Origin of the sequence: Loktanella sp. IMCC34160 (assembly GCF_004145845.1) — a bacterium.
Lineage (GTDB): Bacteria > Pseudomonadota > Alphaproteobacteria > Rhodobacterales > Rhodobacteraceae > SELP01.
On the sequence record NZ_SELP01000002.1, the window covers coordinates 699,530 to 714,934 of the forward strand.

The 15,405-nt window shown below is 64.0% G+C and carries 15 protein-coding genes; 5 read left to right on the forward strand and 10 right to left on the reverse strand.

The window, feature by feature from the left end; translation table 11 throughout:
- Positions 1 to 5 precede the first annotated feature (5 nt).
- The 5 genes from EU803_RS07760 to EU803_RS07780 form a co-directional block, all read right to left on the reverse strand.
- Positions 6 to 908, reverse strand: coding sequence for a glycoside hydrolase family 3 N-terminal domain-containing protein (locus EU803_RS07760; protein WP_347400081.1), 903 nt, complete (start codon positions 906 to 908; stop codon positions 6 to 8).
- A gap of 83 nt (positions 909 to 991) precedes the next feature.
- Complete coding sequence (locus tag EU803_RS07765; RefSeq protein ID WP_129681411.1) at positions 992 to 1,990, reverse strand: SPOR domain-containing protein; 999 nt, start codon at positions 1,988 to 1,990, stop codon at positions 992 to 994.
- Between the two features lie 81 nt (positions 1,991 to 2,071).
- A complete protein-coding gene (gene argS, locus EU803_RS07770; protein WP_129681413.1) occupies positions 2,072 to 3,814 on the reverse strand; it encodes an arginine--tRNA ligase in 1,743 nt (580 codons plus the stop codon).
- A gap of 286 nt (positions 3,815 to 4,100) precedes the next feature.
- Complete coding sequence (locus tag EU803_RS07775) at positions 4,101 to 5,267, reverse strand: deoxyguanosinetriphosphate triphosphohydrolase (RefSeq protein ID WP_129681415.1); 1,167 nt, start codon at positions 5,265 to 5,267, stop codon at positions 4,101 to 4,103.
- A gap of 73 nt (positions 5,268 to 5,340) precedes the next feature.
- Positions 5,341 to 6,249, reverse strand: a complete 909-nt coding sequence (locus EU803_RS07780) for a Hint domain-containing protein (protein ID WP_129681417.1) — start codon at positions 6,247 to 6,249, stop codon at positions 5,341 to 5,343.
- 224 nt (positions 6,250 to 6,473) lie between these two features.
- Between EU803_RS07780 and EU803_RS07785 the strand changes: the two genes are divergently transcribed.
- From EU803_RS07785 to EU803_RS07800, 4 genes are all read left to right on the forward strand, one after another.
- Positions 6,474 to 6,797 carry an iron-sulfur cluster assembly accessory protein gene (locus EU803_RS07785; protein WP_129681639.1) on the forward strand — a complete coding sequence of 108 codons (324 nt, stop codon included), beginning with the start codon at positions 6,474 to 6,476 and terminating at the stop codon, positions 6,795 to 6,797.
- A gap of 81 nt (positions 6,798 to 6,878) precedes the next feature.
- Positions 6,879 to 8,648, forward strand: a complete 1,770-nt coding sequence (locus EU803_RS07790; protein ID WP_129681419.1) for a tetratricopeptide repeat protein — start codon at positions 6,879 to 6,881, stop codon at positions 8,646 to 8,648.
- Between the two features lie 22 nt (positions 8,649 to 8,670).
- The gene (gene xth, locus EU803_RS07795; RefSeq protein WP_129681421.1) at positions 8,671 to 9,474 is read left to right on the forward strand and encodes an exodeoxyribonuclease III; all 804 of its coding nucleotides are present in this window, start codon (positions 8,671 to 8,673) and stop codon (positions 9,472 to 9,474) included.
- A 3-nt stretch (positions 9,475 to 9,477) separates the two neighbouring features.
- Complete coding sequence (locus tag EU803_RS07800; protein WP_129681423.1) at positions 9,478 to 10,122, forward strand: transglycosylase domain-containing protein; 645 nt, start codon at positions 9,478 to 9,480, stop codon at positions 10,120 to 10,122.
- On the opposite strand, the gene EU803_RS07805 is transcribed toward EU803_RS07800, so the two are convergent.
- Entirely contained in the window at positions 10,098 to 11,270 is a 1,173-nt protein-coding gene (locus tag EU803_RS07805; protein ID WP_129681425.1) for an FAD-dependent monooxygenase, read from the reverse strand. The genes EU803_RS07800 and EU803_RS07805 overlap by 25 nt on opposite strands.
- A 5-nt stretch (positions 11,271 to 11,275) precedes the next feature.
- Positions 11,276 to 11,698 (reverse strand): RNA polymerase-binding protein DksA, encoded by a 423-nt coding sequence (dksA, locus tag EU803_RS07810; RefSeq protein WP_129681426.1) that lies wholly within the window; start codon positions 11,696 to 11,698, stop codon positions 11,276 to 11,278.
- 192 nt (positions 11,699 to 11,890) lie between these two features.
- On the opposite strand from dksA, the gene EU803_RS07815 reads away from it, so the two are divergent.
- On the forward strand, positions 11,891 to 12,730 hold the full coding sequence (locus EU803_RS07815) for a MoxR family ATPase (RefSeq protein WP_129681428.1): 840 nt from the start codon (positions 11,891 to 11,893) through the stop codon (positions 12,728 to 12,730).
- A gap of 73 nt (positions 12,731 to 12,803) precedes the next feature.
- Here EU803_RS07815 and EU803_RS07820 read toward each other — a convergent pair whose 3' ends face one another.
- From EU803_RS07820 to EU803_RS07830, 3 genes are read right to left on the reverse strand one after another with little or no spacing between them, the layout of a single operon-like run.
- Complete coding sequence (locus EU803_RS07820) at positions 12,804 to 14,015, reverse strand: beta-ketoacyl-[acyl-carrier-protein] synthase family protein (protein ID WP_129681430.1); 1,212 nt, start codon at positions 14,013 to 14,015, stop codon at positions 12,804 to 12,806.
- Positions 14,012 to 14,269, reverse strand: coding sequence for a phosphopantetheine-binding protein (locus tag EU803_RS07825; RefSeq protein WP_129681641.1), 258 nt, complete (start codon positions 14,267 to 14,269; stop codon positions 14,012 to 14,014). Before EU803_RS07825 ends, EU803_RS07820 begins: the two co-directional genes overlap by 4 nt.
- Before the next feature lie 39 nt (positions 14,270 to 14,308).
- Complete coding sequence (locus EU803_RS07830) at positions 14,309 to 15,403, reverse strand: UDP-3-O-(3-hydroxymyristoyl)glucosamine N-acyltransferase (protein ID WP_129681432.1); 1,095 nt, start codon at positions 15,401 to 15,403, stop codon at positions 14,309 to 14,311.
- Between the last annotated feature and the right edge of the window lie 2 nt (positions 15,404 to 15,405).

Below are 15,405 nucleotides of genomic sequence, written 5' to 3' on the forward strand. Positions count from 1 at the left end.
GGCCCCTATCCCAGCAGCGCCTCAAGTTCGGCGGAGAGGGCGGCAATGTCAACGTCCGGGGCCGGTTTGCGCAACGAAAGCGCGGTTTCCACCCGGGCGCGGGCAGGATCGGTCAAAGACCCGGCGGCGGCAGCGACGGCCTCCATCTCTGGCCCCTTGCCGTTGCAGTGCAAGACCACATCGCAGCCCGCCGCGACCGAGGCCGCCGCACGGTCGGCAATGCCGCCCGAAAGCGCCTCCATCGACAGGTCATCGGACAGTAGCAGCCCGCCAAAGCCGATGTCGGTTCGGATCATGTCGATCATCGCAGGGTTCTGGGTGGCGGGCCTTGGCCCCGCTTCGGGAAAGACCATATGCGCCGTCATTCCAATCGGCAGGTCGGCCAGCGCGCGGAAGGGGGCGAAATCCCATGCTGTCGCCTCGGACAGGGGGACATCGGCGGTGGGCAATTCCTTGTGACTGTCCAGCGTGGCGCGGCCATGACCCGGCATATGCTTCATCACCGGCAGAACGCCGCCCGCCAGACAGCCTTTAGCCACGGCGCGGCCATTGCGGGCCACCTCTTCCGGTGTGGTGCCAAGGCAGCGGTTGCGCAGAAAGGGATGCGTTTCCGGACCCGCGATATCAAGGGTGGGAACGCAGTTCACATCAATCCCAACCGCACGAAGTTCGGCGGCTATCATCTTGTATCGAATGATAAATGCAGCTTCGGGATCGGTCGCTGACTGTGCCTGATCAAGGGGGGGGAGGTATTCGCGCCAATGGGGGGCACGCATCCGCTGCACGCGACCGCCTTCCTGATCAATCAGGACCGGGGCATCCCAGCCGACACTGTCGCGCAGGTCCGCCGTCAGGCGGCGCAATTGGTCGGGCGTGTCCACATTGCGGGCAAACAGGATAAAGCCCACTGGGTTCGACGCCCGGAAAAACCCACGTTCCCAATCGGTTACAGACAGACCTTCAGGTCCGAAAATCGCCGCCGTTCGCACGGTCAGCGGACCACAACCGGAACGCAATCGGTGTTTTCGGCAACCAGCGCGGCGCAGAACCGGCGGGCATCTGCCACGTCTTCGAACCCCATCGCCCGCAGGCGATAGAAGGTGCGTCCACCCCGGCTCGCCTCCTGGATCAAGCGCTCCTTGCCGGCAAGATAGTCGGTGAAGCGGCCGTTGAATCGGCGCCATTCCTCGGCGGCGATTTCCGGGCTGTCATAGGCGCCCAATTGGGCAAGGCTGGTGCCAACCGGGATTGTCGCTGTCGATACCAGAACCGTGGGATCAACGGGGGCAATCGGCGCTGCGGGGTCGGAGGAAGCCGCAGGGGCAGAGGCCACCACCAGACCGGCGGGGCGCGTCACCGGGCGCAGGCTGACCGCGACGCCGGGCACGGTGCTGGGCACGATGTCGGCGATTACCGCGGACGGGACACCATTCACGGCGGTTTGCACGGGCGGGGTCGCGCCCTCTTCCAGATCGGTCAGCGGTTCGGCCCCAGCGGCGATCTGATCGGCAAGGGCAAGGATCTGTTCAGCGGTCAGCGGTGCCTCGGACGGGGCCACGGCCGCGACATCAATCGCCGTGTCCGGCTCGGCCAAGGGGGCCGCTTCGGTGATCTGTTCCGACGGGGAAACCTCTGTCGCCTCGGCCTCGGGCATGACAACCATGTCTTCGGCGGCAAGGCCGGTCGTGGCCGGGGCAAGCATCACCGTGTCTTCCGGCGGGGCCGCCTGCCCCTGCGCGGCGACGACATTGACCGCAAGACCGGTGTGATCGGCCACTTCGCCGCCGGGGTTGTCCGGAACCATCCGCATCGGGCCTTCCATGGCCCGAACCACCGGAACGCCGCTGATGTCGCGCATCACAAGGTTGTAGCCCCAGACGCCAACGCCAACGATCAGGCCAAGCGATACAATCGCCCCCGCCGCATTAACAACATTGCCTGCCCGAAGGGGGGCGCGCTGTTGCGCACCCTCAAGGGTAAAATCCGCCATGTCTCGCCTCACTGCCTCCGAAGATACATCGCCTTCGGATGGTGTCTTGCGTTGCCTCAATCCACCCGGCGAAACGTGCGTTTACCGCATCTCGGTCGCCGGAGTTACGCCCAAGATACCAAGACCGGCCGAAATAACAACGGAAACACCCCGGATCAGCGCAATTTTGGCCTGGGATGTGGCCGGATCGCCCTCTTGCAGGAACCGCAGTGACGGATCTTCGTTGCCCCGGTTCCACAAACCGTGGAATTCAGACGCCAGTTCGTAAAGGTAGAAGGCCACCTTGTGCGGCTCATGCCCCTTCGCGGCGATCTCGATCAGGCGCGGCCATTCGGCCAGTTTCTTCATCAGGGCGATTTCAGCGTCATGGGTCAGCACGCCAAGGTCGGCCGCCTGAAGGGTGGCATCATCCACGGCGATACCGGCCTCTGCCGCCTTGCGCAGGACCGAATGCACCCGGGCGCTGGCATATTGGACGTAGAAGACCGGGTTGTCCTTGGACTGCTCCAGCACCTTGTCGAAATCGAAATCCAGCGGCGCGTCGTTCTTGCGCGTCAGCATGTGGAACCGGGTCACATCCGCGCCCGCCTGTTCGACCACGTCGCGCAGGGTGACAAAGGTGCCCGCCCGCTTGGACATCTTGAACGGCTCGCCGTTCTTGTAGAGCTTCACCAGCTGGATCAGCTTGATATCCAGCGGCACCCGGTTGTTCGACAGGGCGGAAACGGCGGCCTTCATCCGCTTGACATAGCCGCCGTGGTCGGCGCCGAAGACGTCGATCAACTGGTCAAAGCCCCGTTCGACCTTGTCGTAATGATAGGCGATGTCGGGCGCGAAATAGGTCCAGCCCCCGTCGGATTTCTTCACCGGGCGGTCCACGTCGTCGCCATGGGCGGTGGATTTGAACAGGGTCTGTTCGCGCGGTTCCCAATCCTCGGGCGTCTTGCCCTTGGGCGGCTCCAGCACGCCTTCGTAGATCAGGCCCTGCGCCGCCAGCCGCTCAATCGCGCCTTCGATCTTGCCCGTGCCATAAAGCGCCTTTTCCGAGCTGAAGACATCCATCTTCACGCCCAGAAGCGCCAGATCGCCCCGGATCATCTCCATCATGGCCTCGGTCGCAAACTCGCGCACGTCTGCCAGCCAGACCTCTTCGGGTTGGTCCAGCAGGCTGTCGCCGTACTTTGCCTTCAGCGCCTCGCCCACCTCGATCAGGTAGTCGCCGGGATAGAGCCCCTCGGCGATCTGCGGTTCCAGCCCGTTGGCCTCGCGGTAGCGTTCAAAGGCAGACCGCGCCAGCACGTCCACCTGCGCCCCGCCATCGTTGATGTAATATTCGCGGGTCACGTCGTAGCCCGCGAAATCCAGAAGGCTGGCCAGCGCATCGCCAAAGACCGCGCCACGGGTATGGCCAACGTGCATCGGCCCCGTCGGGTTGGCAGACACATATTCGACGTTGACCCGAACCCCCTGCCCCATTGTCGAGCGGCCAAAGCCCGGATCGGTCAGCGCGGCACTGACCACGCCCTGCCACAGGTCCGTCGACAGCCGCAGGTTCAGGAATCCCGGCCCGGCGACCTCTGCCGTGTCGACACGGGCATCGGCCACCAGCCGCGCGGCCAGCGCCTCGGCAATGTCGCGCGGCTTCATCCCGGCGGGCTTCGCCAGAACCATCGCCGCATTGGTCGCCATGTCCCCATGGGCCGCATCGCGGGGCGGTTCGACCGCCACATTGGCAAGGTCAAGGCCCGCGGGCAGTTGCCCGTCAGCCATCATCGCCTCGAGCGAGGAGACGACAAGCGCGCGGATATCGGCAAAGAGGTTCATTTCGGCGTCTTTCTTGTGGGATTGGGCGCGGTTTAGCAGCTATGCAGCCAAGGTCAACGGCGATGGCATCGGCGGCCCATGGGTCAAGACCCATGGTGACATTTGAGGGGCTCTGCCCCTCTGACCCTTCGGGCCATTCACCCCGGGATATTTTTGACCCAAAGAAGGGGACTGGACAGGAGGTCCCTTCTTCTTTGGGTTCTCAATATCCTCGGGGGGCCATGAGCTTTCAGGTTGGGGGCGAAGCGCCCCCGGGTAAGGTGGGTTTTGACCCACCATTTCCGTCTCAGGTCACCCGGGTCTGTTCGATGATATCCGAACCGGTGAGCCGCGCGTGTTCCTGAATGGCGAAGCGGTCGGTCATGCCGCTGATGTAATCTGCCACGATCCGGGCCAGCGCCGCATCGCCCGTCGCCTCGGCCACATCCTTGCGCCATTGCTTGGGCAGGTGTTCGGGTTCGGCCATGAACAGCGGGAACAGGTCATTGATCGCCCCGGTCACGATGCGCCGCATCTCGACCACGGCGGGGGCCCGGTACATGCGCTGGAACAGGAAGCGGCGGATCACCTTCAGGTCGTCCCAAAGCGCCGGAGTGAACTGGATCACCATGCGTCCGGCGTGGCGGATGTCATGCACCGTGGCCGGGTCCAGATCGGCAAGATTGCGGCGGCCGACCCGGATCACGTCCTCGACCAGCACCCCGAAGAACCGGCGCAGCGCCTCGTGCCGGCGACGGTAGTAGTTCAGCCCCGGATAGGCGCGGTCCACCTCGGCGAAACATTCCCGCAGGATCGGCAGTTCGGCCAGTTCATCGGTCGAAAACAGCTCGGCCCGCAGCCCGTCGTGCAGGTCGTGGTTGTTATAGGCGATATCGTCGGCCAGCGCCGCAACCTGCGCCTCGGCGCTGGCGTGGGTGTGCAGCTCCAGATCGTGGCGTGCGTTGTAATCGGCCAGCGCATAGGGCCAGGGTTCGGCCACGGGACCATTGTGCTTGGCGATCCCCTCAAGCGTTTCCCAGGTCAGGTTCAGCCCATCCCATTCGGCATAATGCCGTTCAAGCGAGGTGACGATCCGCAGCGCCTGCGCATTGTGATCGAAGCCACCGTAGGGCTGCATCAGCGCGTCCAGCGCGTCCTCTCCGGTATGGCCAAAAGGCGGATGGCCCAGGTCATGGGCCAGCGCCACCGCCTCGGTCAGTTCGACGTTCAGGTCGAGTGCGGCGGCGACCGTCCGGGCCACCTGCGCCACTTCGATCGAATGGGTCAGGCGGGTTCGGAAATAATCGCCCTCGTGTTCGATGAAGACCTGCGTCTTGTGTTTCAGCCGCCGGAAGGCGGAGGAATGGATGATCCTGTCCCGGTCCCGCTGGAACGGGGATCGAAAGGTGCTTTCCTCTTCCGGGTACAGCCGTCCCCTGGCCGTGCCGGGCAAGGTCGCATAGGGGGCTGCCATGGGGCCTCCGCGCTTTGCCTGTGTCTGTTCTGCCTGTGTTGTCTATAGCGCGGGCCGGGACCGGGCGGTAGGGCTAAAGCCGTGCCAGCAACCGTCCTTCGAAGGGCCGCGCGACGGGGCGGGCGGCGATCATCGGCTTTGGGTTGATCATCATCTCGGGGAACAGCGTGGCAAGTTCCCTTTGAAGGGCGCTGCCCGGTGCGCAAAGGTGATCCCCGACAAAGAAGCTTTCCGACCAGACCCCGTTCGACAGGACCACCTCGTGCCGGTCTAACATGACGTGGTAGTAGGTCACTTCGGGCCGGGGCGCCCGGTGAATGCGGTCCCCGTCCACAAGCGCCATGGCGGGGCACAGCACCTCTTCCGTGCCCATGACGAGTTCGGCCCGCCAGTCTTCGACCAATACCCGGTGCTGGGGCGACACCAGAAGATCGACGGGGTTGCCAAAGGCCCCCGCGGCGATCCGCACTGGCGCAAGATCGCCATGCCCCACAACGGTGCGCCGTCCGATCCAGCGGATCGGCTGCGCGCCATGATCGCGGGTCAGGACAAGATCCCCGACCGACAGATCCTCGACCCGGCGTTCCGATCCATCCCCCATCCGCAGAAACGCGCCCGCGACAAAGCACATCGGGCCAAGGTCGTTCACGTTAAATTCGTTCGGCCCGTTGACCCAGGTTGCGTCGGTGACGGTGCTTCCGTCGGTCAGGATCGTCCCATCCGAAGGCGTGAAATAGGTCGATCCGTCTGCGGTGTAGAAGGTGACCCCAACAACGGTGACCCCGTCGATCACCACCTCGTCCCCGACGAAAAGCCCGATCACCTCGCTACCGTTAATCGCATCCCCCGACCCGGCGGTGATGGTGCCGCTGTCGTCCGCATCGTCGATCGAGATCCGTCCGACGACGACCGTATGGGGCAACGGCGGCGGCAGGGACGGATCGAAATCCCCCGCGATTGTCTGATCGGTATAGATCGCCATGCAAACAGGCCCTCGTCGGTGTCGCCCCCCTGTTGGCACAAGGGTTCGGACGAGAACTTCGAACAGTGCTGCTAAATTTCCCCTAAAACCGGAACGGATGTTCCGCGAATTTGATGCGAATTGCAGGGATGTCCGTTTCGGCGTCGGACCGTGCGGGGGCCTTGTTGACCCCCTGCCGCGGGCCTATATTCAGCAAAGACACGACATAGACGGATCACCCCATGCTGACCTTGCCGCCAACCGTAACCGAACGTGCCTTTGCCCGCCTTGCCGAGATCGGCGCGGCCGCACAGGGCAAGGCGCTGCGCGTTGCCGTCGAAGGGGGCGGATGTTCCGGGTTCCAGTACGAGATCGACCTCGACACCCCGAAAGACGATGACCTTGTGCTGGAAGGTCAGGGTGAAACGGTCGTGGTGGATTCCGTCTCTTTGCCGTTCCTTGCCGGGGCGACCATCGACTTCACCGAGGAACTGATCGGCGCGCGTTTCGCGATCGACAATCCGAACGCAAGCTCGTCCTGCGGCTGCGGGACGTCATTTTCGATCTAGAGCGCCCCTAGTTGCGGGTTGCGATTTCGTAACCATCCCTGTCTATTGTTCCTGAAACGGAAATAATCCGGGCAGGCGCAGATGATTGATCCTCTTTCCAAACTCGCAATCCGGCACGGCACGGATAAGTTCGGCTATCACGACTACACGCCGAATTATCACAAGCTGTTCCAGCATCTGCGCGACCAGCCGATCCGCCTGTTGGAGATCGGGGTCGGTGGCTATCAGGATGCGGACCGGGGCGGGCAGTCGCTGGCCACCTGGCGCGACTATTTCCCGAATGCCGAAATCACCGGGATCGATATCCAGAAAAAGACGCTGGATCTGGGGCCAAGGGTGAAAATCCTGCAGGGCAGCCAGGTCGACCCGGAGTTCCTGAAACAGGTCGTGGCAGAGCGCGGGCCCTTTGACATCATCATCGACGACGGCAGCCACCAGAACGCCCATGTGGTCGAAAGTTTCGGCTATCTCTGGCCCGATCTGACCCCCGGCGGGATCTATGTGGCCGAGGATGTGCAGACCTCCTTCATGCCCCGGTTCGGAGGGTCGCTGACGCTCGATCATCCGAATTCAGTCGGGTATTTCGGCGACGTCTTCCTGCGGATGGGCCATGCGGCGGGCGATCCGCTGGTGGCCGAGGTTGGCGCGATGGAGCGGTTCCACAACATCATCGCCCTGCACAAGTCCACGCCGGGCAAGGTCAGCACCTGCGCCGGGTCCAACCTGTTCGATCGGATCGGCGCGGCGCGAAAGCTCGCCACGGTCGGCACCAAGGCAGACCCCGCCATTTGGGGCGCGGCCCAGACCGCGAAGAAACCGGACGGGGCCAATGTTGTCGTGATCGGGACCGAGGTGCAGAGCGAAAAGACGGTGTTCGATGCCTTCGAGGCCATGGCCGTTCCGGGCGTTCTGGTGCTGGACGGGCGCATCGGCCCGGACCACGATCTGGCCGAGGCGCTGATGCGCACATGGGTGCAGGTGGATCACCGCGAAATGCGGATTCACTTCCCCGAGGCGGAGATCCCGGAAGTCGCAAAATGGGTATTCTCGCTGGAAAAACACCCCGACGGGGTCCTTTTCCACAAATCGCTGAACGATTACCCGTCGAACTTTGCCTATGACCCCGAACAGGAACAGGCCAAGGCCGCCATCGCCGCGATCGAGGCAGAGCTGCAGGATTGCGACGAAGAAAACGGGCTGGTGCAATTCGCCGGGATGATGACCAATCTTTACGGGCGCGAGGCGGCGGCCGAATGGGTGCGCCGGCTGGACCGGATCGAGGCAACATCCCGCATCTATTACCAATTGGCGGGCGGATTGGCGCAACGGGAACGGCGATTTGAAGATGCAGCCACGCTGTTTCGCAAGGCGCTCGCGGCCTTTCCGGCGGACCAGCAATTCACTCTTGGCCTGTGCACGGTCCTGCTGGCACTTGGCAATACGGACGAAGCCGCCGACGCGGTCTTTGAAGCGCGCGAAACAGCGCCCCGCAACCTGCCCCTGATGCTGATGGATGCCCGGATCAAGGGGCGGATGGGCGACCACAAGGGGGCCATCGCCATCGCGCAGGAAGCGGTGGAAATGTCCACGGGAAACCGCGTGCCCCCGGCGCAGATCATCCTTGCCGAAGCACTCGAAGCAGACGGGCAGACCGATGAGGCCCGCAAGGTGATCGCGGCGCTTGCAACCGGCCCCGCAGGCTTTGCGGCCAAGGCCTATCGGCTCTTGTCCCGTATTGAAGCGGCGGAGGGCAATACCCTCGCCGCCATCGCCGCCGCGGACAAAGCCCTTGAAGGCAACCCGCAAAGCGGCGAGTACAAGAAGTGGCGCGGACAGCTCGCCGCGGAATGACCACGACAGGACCGGATTTCTCATGAAGATTGCCACCTTCAACATCAACGGCGTGAAGGCGCGTATCGAAACCGTCCTGCGCTGGCTTGAGGAAAGCGCGCCCGATGTGGCGCTTCTGCAAGAGATCAAATCGGTCGATGAGAATTTCCCCCGCGAGGTCTTTGAAGAGCGCGGGTATAACGTGGAAACCCATGGCCAGAAGGGATTCAACGGGGTTGCGATCCTGTCGAAACTGCCGCTGGAGGATGTCACGCGCGGCCTGCCCGGCGCCGAGGGTGCCGGCCGTGACGGCGTGGACGATGAAGAGGCCCGCCTGATCGAGGCAACGGTGGTTGGCGATCATGGCGCGCTGCGCCTGATCGGGATCTACCTGCCCAACGGCAACCCCGCCCCCGGCCCGAAATATGATTACAAGCTGCGCTGGATGGAGCGGCTACAGGCGCGGGCCAAGGACCTTCTGGCGCAGGAAATGCCCGCCCTGATCGCCGGGGATTTCAACATCATCCCGCAGGATGAAGACGCCAAGCGACCAGAGGCATGGACCGAAGATGCCTTGGCCCGGCCGGAAAGCCGCGCGGCCTTTCGCCGGATCGTGAACCTTGGCTTTACCGAAGCCTTCCGCACCCGCACCCGGGGCGATGGCCATTATTCCTTCTGGGATTATCAGGCCGGGGCATGGGACCGGAACGACGGCATCCGGATCGACCATTTCCTGCTGACTCCGCAGGCCGCCGACTGTTTGCACGACTGCTGGATCGAGGCGGATATGCGCGGCCGCGACAAGCCATCGGACCACGTGCCTGTCTGGGTCGATCTGGCGATCTGACCCATGGTGCGTGTGTTTTGGGTTCTGGTTGCCGGGTTTTGCGCCCTGATGGTCTTTGAAGGCTGGCGCCTGTTTCAGGCCTCGGCCCGCACGGATGACCTGTTTGCCCCCTATCGCAGCGCCGATTACGCCGGGCCGCGATGGGATGATCTGCCCACGACGCAGTTGTCGGCATGGATCGCGGTCGAGGACCCGTCGTTCTTTTCACATCCCGGCGTTGATCTGAAAACCGGCGGCGCGGGGCTGACAACGATCACGCAGGCGCTGGTGAAGCGGATGTATTTCGACGAGTTCCGCCCCGGGTTTTCCAAGCTGGAACAGACGCTGATTGCCGCGCTGGTCGTCAACCCGCGCATCCCGAAAGAGGTGCAGCTGACCGCGGCGCTGGACCGGATGTATTTCGGCACCGTCGAAGGCGTGGAGATCATCGGGTTCGACAATGCCGCGCGGGAATTCTTTGGCCGCCCGCTGCTGGACCTGACCGATGGGGAATTCATCGCTCTTGTGGCGACCCTGATCGGGCCGGACCGGTTCCGCCCCGGCAGCGCAGAGCATGACACGAGGCTGACCCGCATCCGGCGGCTTTTGTCCGGCGATTGCCAGCCCGCCGGGGTCCGCGATGTCTACCTGTCGGATTGCGACGCATAGCCCGGCGCGGTCACGTCATGCCGGTAAAGCCAGTCGTAGCGGCCAAGGAACGCGCCCGGCGCGACCCGTCCGATCCCGGCCAAAATCCTGTGTGACAGGCTACGGCGCAGCCCGGAGAGGTGAAAGTTGACCGCGTTGGCGTTGGCCGCGGCGATGGCCCGGCAGGCCCGGTCCCGGCGCAGCGCCTGATAGCGGGCCAGACCGCTTGGCAGGTCGTCCAGTTCGTCACAGGCCGCCGCCAGCACCCAGGCGTCTTCCAACGCGAGGGTCGCCCCCTGCGCCATGAAGGGCAATGTCGGATGGGCCGCGTCCCCAAGGATCGCCGTCCCCTGCCCGTCCTGCCAGACCGGCGCGACCGGATGCCGGAACAAACCCCAAAGGCGCACCGTCTGAATCTCGGAGAGAATGGCCCGCAGTTCGGGCGCACAATGGGCAAAGGCCGCCTGCACCACCGATGGGTCGTCGAAGAAATGCCACCCCTCGGCCGCCCAGTCGGCCCGTTCCTGCACGGCGACGATGTTCAGCCTACCACCGAGCAGAGGATAGGTGACGACGTGGCACCCGGGCGCCATCCATGTTCGGGCGACCGGTGCGGCATCCTTGGCCCGGATCGTCGCCCGCCAGGCCACCTGACCGGCGAAAAACGCGGCGTCCTTGCCATTCAGTTCCGGCCGAATGACGGAATGAATCCCATCGGCCCCGACCACCAGATCGGCCCGGATCGGGGTTCCGTCGTTCAAGTGGGGGCGGCCGCCGCGCAGGTCGATCTTGACGCCCGTGCGCAGCGCAACGCCTGCCTCGGCACAGCCGCCGGCCAGCAGGTCAATCAAATCGGGGCGATAGAAGAACCGGTAGGGCGGCCCGTCCAGCCGGGTCAGGTCAAAGCGGGTAATCCGGCGCCCGGTCAGCGCGTCCATCGGCTCTACCGCCGTGGCGGGGATCGACGCGGCCGCAGCATCCAACCCAAGCGCCTCCAGAACCCGCCCACCGTTGGGCGAAATCTGCAGACCTGCGCCAACTTCGCGCAGCTCCGGGGCCTGTTCATAGACGGTGACGTTTGCGCCCCTGCGGGCAAAGGCAAGCGCGGCAGCAAGGCCGCCGATCCCGCCACCGATGAAGGCGACATCGCGGCCCTGCATCCTGCCCATCGGGATCAGTCGTCCCGGTGAACTTTTTCGCGGCGTTCGTGGCGTTCCTGCGCCTCAAGGCTCATCGTCGCGATCGGGCGCGCATCCAGCCGCTTGAGGCTGATCGGCTCGCCGGTGATCTCGCAATAGCCGTATTCGCCATTGTCGATCCGGCGCAGGGCGCTGTCGATCTTGGCGACCAGCTTGCGCTGGCGGTCACGGGTGCGCAGTTCAAGCGCCCGGTCGGTCTCCTCGCTTGCGCGGTCGGCAAGATCGGGGATGTTGCGGGTCGAATCTTTCATGCCTTCGATGGTGTCACGGCTGTCCTCCAACAGTTCCGCGCGCCAGTTGATCAGCTTGCGCCGGAAATATTCCAGCTGCCGGTCATTCATAAAGGGTTCGTCTTCAGCGGGACGGTAATCGTCCGTCAGGAAAACCTCGGCTTTCATTTGGTTGCTACCCTTGCTACCGCCAGAAACCTCAACTTTTTGGGTATCGGCCATCTGGCTCTCCCTTTTCTGGGGGTCGTTTACTCTGCCCACGGGGGAGTGTCACCCCCCGAAATTCAAGAGCACATCGAGTTGAAGCCCCCCCGAGACCTGATACTGTCCGCCGCGACAGTTTCAGACGGCGAGGCGGGAATGCAGTTTACCGGAACCAAGGATTATGTGGCCACCGAGGACCTGAAGGTCGCGGTCAATGCGGCGGTGACGCTGGAACGCCCGCTGCTGGTCAAGGGAGAGCCGGGCACCGGCAAAACCGAACTGGCCAAACAGGTGGCCGCGGCCCTTGGGCTGCCGATGATCGAATGGCACATCAAATCGACAACCAAGGCGCAGCAGGGGCTTTACGAATACGATGCAGTCAGCCGGTTGCGCGACAGCCAGCTGGGCGATGAACGCGTCCACGACGTCAAGAACTACATCCGGAAGGGCAAGCTGTGGCAGGCGTTCGAGGCCGAGGGCAAGGTCGTTCTGCTGATTGACGAGATCGACAAGGCCGATATCGAATTTCCCAACGACCTGTTGCAGGAACTCGACCGGATGGAGTTCCACGTCTACGAGACCGGCGAAACCATCCGCGCCCGCGTCCGGCCCATCGTCATCATCACGTCGAACAACGAAAAGGAACTGCCCGACGCCTTCCTGCGCCGCTGTTTCTTCCACTACATCCGTTTCCCGGACACTGATGTTCTCCGCAAGATCGTCGAGGTGCACCATCCCGGCATCAAGAAACAGCTTCTGACCACCGCCCTGACCCAATTCTATGAAATCCGCGAAACGCCGGGGTTGAAGAAGAAGCCTTCGACGTCAGAGGTCATCGACTGGCTGAAACTGCTTCTGGCCGAGGACATGGACCCCGCCGATCTGAAACCCGAGGGCGGGTCGCTGCTGCCCAAACTGCATGGGGCGCTGTTGAAGAACGAACAGGACGTGGCGCTGTTCGAACGGCTGGCCTTCATGTCGCGGGGGAAAAGGTAACGGCAAGATCCGGCGCGGGAACAAGGCCGCAGGCCGCCCGCGCATCGCCTGCCCGTTCCGGCGGGCTGCGTCCCTACTCCGCCTTGCGCAAGGCCAGAACCGCGTTCAGCCCGCCAAAGGCAAAGGCGTTGGACAGGACCACGTCCACATCCGCCTCGCGCGCCTCGTTCGGGACCACGTCCAGCGCGCATTCCGGGTCAGGTTCTTCATAGTTGATCGTCGGCGCGATCACCCCGTCGCGCAGGGCCATGATGCAAGCCAGCAGTTCCACCGCCCCAGTTCCGCCAATCAGATGGCCGTGCATCGACTTTGTCGACGAGATCATCAGCCGGTCCGCATGGGTGCCGAACACATCGGCCACGGCGGCGCATTCGGTCTTGTCATTCGCGGCGGTGCCTGTGCCATGGGCGTTGATATATCCCACCTGCCCCCGGTCTAGACGCGCATCGGCCAGCGCCCCGGCAATCGCCCGCGCCGCCCCCTGTTTCGACGGCATCACGATGTCCGACGCATCCGAGGACATGGCAAATCCCACCACCTCGGCCAGAATTTCGGCCCCCCGGGCGCGGGCGGCCTCATATTCCTCGAAGACGAAAACCCCGGCCCCTTCACCCTGCACCATGCCGTTGCGGGTGGCACAGAACGGGCGGCAGGCGTCCTTGGACATGACGCGCAGCCCTTCCCAGGCCTTCACCCCACCAAAGACCAGCATCGATTCCGACCCACCGGTGATCATCGCATCCGCCATGCCCGACCGGATCATCTGGAACGCCAGCCCCATCGCGTGGTTGGACGAGGCGCAGGCGGTCGCGACGGTGAAGGACGGGCCGCGCAGGTTCCATTCCATGCTGACATGGCTGGCGGCGGCGTTGTTCATCAGCTTCGGCACGATGAAGGGGTGAACGCGGTTCTTCCCCTCTTCATAGACGACCCGGTAATTTTCGTCCTGCGTGGTCAACCCGCCGCCGGAGGTGCCCAGAACCACGCCCGACCGGTCGGCCAGCGCACCACGAAACTCCAGCCCAGACTGGGCCATCGCCTGACGGGCGGCCAGGACCGTGAACTGGGTAAAACGGTCATAAAGCGCGATTTGCTGGCGGTTGAAATGTTCGGTCTCGTCAAAGCCCTTGACCTGCCCGCCGATCTTGACCGCCAGCCGGTCCACATCGCGGATGTCCAGGGGGCCGATCCCGCAGCGCCCTTCGCGCATCGCCTCAAGCGTGGTCGGCACATCATGCCCAAGGGCGTTGATCGTACCCGCACCGGTGATGACGACCCGTCTCATGCCTGCTGCGACACCAGCCCGGTGACGGCGCAGATGATCGCCTCGACCGAAGAAATGTCGAACTCGCTTTCCTCCGGTGCGTTGGCGTTGAAAGGCACGGAGATGTCAAAGGCCTCTTCAATGGCGAAAATGCTTTCGACAAGGCCAAGGCTGTCGATCCCGAGATCCTCAAGCGTATGTTCCGGCTTGACATCCGACGGGTCAAGAACCGCCTGTTCGGCAATGATTTCAATGACTTTTTCGCGCACGTTCATCTGGAACACCATCCTGTGGCCAACCCGCTTGGGCGTGATTTAGTCACTCTGCCCCGGATTTGAAACCGAATTCTGACGCTTTGCCAGATCGCGCAGGATGCGCGGCAGGCGGCGCAGCGCCTTGTAGCTGTCGAGGTGGCTTTGCATCTTCACCGCAGGAAAGCCCATCATCACCCGTCCGTCCGGCACATTGGACAGCACGATGCTGGCCCCGGTGATCACGCAATCGGTGCCGACGGTCACATTATCCGCCACCCCGGACTTGCCGCCCAGAACCGTCCGGTCACCAATCACCGACGATCCGGCCACGGCCGATTGCGCGGCCAGCAGGCAATGATCGCCCAGCACCACGTTGTGGCCGACCTGCACAAGGTTGTCGATCTTGGTGCCGTGCCCCACGCGGGTCGGCCGGATCGTGCCCGCGTCCACGGTGGAATTCGCCCCGATCTCAACATCATCCCCGATCACCACCCCGCCAAGGCTGTGAATGCGGTGGTGGGTCGGATCGTCGGGCGCGGTCAGGGGGGCGGCCCCAAGGGTTTCCTTGACCCGCTCCACATTCGAAGGCTCTGCCGTGACAAAGGAAAACCCGTCGGCGCCGATCACCACGTTCGGATGCAGGATGACATTGGTTCCGATGGTCACGTTGCGGCACAGGCGCACCCCGTCATGCAGCCGCGCATTGGCCCCAAGTGCTGCGGCACCGGCGATGGTGACATGGGCGCCGATCCGGCTGCCTGCGCCGATCTGCGCCCCCGCGCCGACAATGCTGAACGGGCCGACACTGACGCCCTGCCCGAGGGTCGCGCCCTCTGAAATGATCGCCGTGGGGTGGATGCCCGCCTCTGCTGGGTCATCGTCCAGCATCTGTGTCAGCTGGGCCATGGCCAGCCGCCCGCGCGGGGCAAAGATCGCCGCCTTCAACCCCAATGCCTGCCAATCCGCGCCGGGCCACAGGACCGCCGCACGCGCCGCGCCGTCCGGCAGGCGGTCGGCATAGGCGGGCGACAAGGCAAGCGCCAACTGGTCAGCGGTGGCCGTGGCGGGCTCTGACGCGCCGGTGACAGTCAGAGACACATCGCCCGCGGCCTCGGCCCCCAATGCGGCGGCAATCTCGCTGATCGTGTGGGCCATCT

Coding starts and splice junctions, on each gene's coding strand:
- EU803_RS07765 (WP_129681411.1), bottom strand. CDS start 1,990: ATGGCGGATTTTACCCTTGAGGGTGCGCAACAGCGCGCCCCCCTTCGG.
- argS (WP_129681413.1), bottom strand. CDS start 3,814: ATGAACCTCTTTGCCGATATCCGCGCGCTTGTCGTCTCCTCGCTCGAG.
- EU803_RS07775 (WP_129681415.1), bottom strand. CDS start 5,267: ATGGCAGCCCCCTATGCGACCTTGCCCGGCACGGCCAGGGGACGGCTG.
- EU803_RS07780 (WP_129681417.1), bottom strand. CDS start 6,249: ATGGCGATCTATACCGATCAGACAATCGCGGGGGATTTCGATCCGTCC.
- EU803_RS07790 (WP_129681419.1), top strand. CDS start 6,879: ATGATTGATCCTCTTTCCAAACTCGCAATCCGGCACGGCACGGATAAG.
- xth (WP_129681421.1), top strand. CDS start 8,671: ATGAAGATTGCCACCTTCAACATCAACGGCGTGAAGGCGCGTATCGAA.
- EU803_RS07800 (WP_129681423.1), top strand. CDS start 9,478: ATGGTGCGTGTGTTTTGGGTTCTGGTTGCCGGGTTTTGCGCCCTGATG.
- EU803_RS07805 (WP_129681425.1), bottom strand. CDS start 11,270: ATGGGCAGGATGCAGGGCCGCGATGTCGCCTTCATCGGTGGCGGGATC.
- dksA (WP_129681426.1), bottom strand. CDS start 11,698: ATGAAAGCCGAGGTTTTCCTGACGGACGATTACCGTCCCGCTGAAGAC.
- EU803_RS07815 (WP_129681428.1), top strand. CDS start 11,891: ATGCAGTTTACCGGAACCAAGGATTATGTGGCCACCGAGGACCTGAAG.
- EU803_RS07820 (WP_129681430.1), bottom strand. CDS start 14,015: ATGAGACGGGTCGTCATCACCGGTGCGGGTACGATCAACGCCCTTGGG.
- EU803_RS07825 (WP_129681641.1), bottom strand. CDS start 14,269: ATGAACGTGCGCGAAAAAGTCATTGAAATCATTGCCGAACAGGCGGTT.
- EU803_RS07830 (WP_129681432.1), bottom strand. CDS start 15,403: ATGGCCCACACGATCAGCGAGATTGCCGCCGCATTGGGGGCCGAGGCC.